This window comes from Microvirga sp. HBU67558 (genome assembly GCF_018069605.1).
Classification (GTDB): Bacteria; Pseudomonadota; Alphaproteobacteria; order Rhizobiales; family Beijerinckiaceae; genus Microvirga; species Microvirga terrae.
Window position 1 is genome coordinate 1 of the sequence record NZ_JAGPUP010000036.1, and the last position, 241, is coordinate 241.

A 241-nucleotide genomic window follows, 5' to 3' on the forward strand; every position below is an offset into this window, starting at 1 on the left:
GCTGCAGTACCGCAACGCCGGCGAGCCCATGGGCGGACCGAACAGCTTCGCCCCGCCGGTTCAGAACATGAGCCCGGCCTTCCCGCGCATGATGCATATCTGCTTCTACGTGCGCGACGACGTCGACTTCAACCAGTTCATCAGCGACCTCGAGGCCGAGTCGGTCCGCCGCGGCATGACGCAGGTGCGGGCCAACCGGATCGTGCGTGTGCGCACCGAGGAGGAACGCCGTGCCGCGCCC

1 pseudogene is annotated in these 241 nt (G+C 68.0%); it reads left to right on the forward strand.

The window, feature by feature from the left end:
* A pseudogene (locus KBI52_RS00135) lies at positions 1 to 241 on the forward strand (lactoylglutathione lyase); the annotation flags it as partial.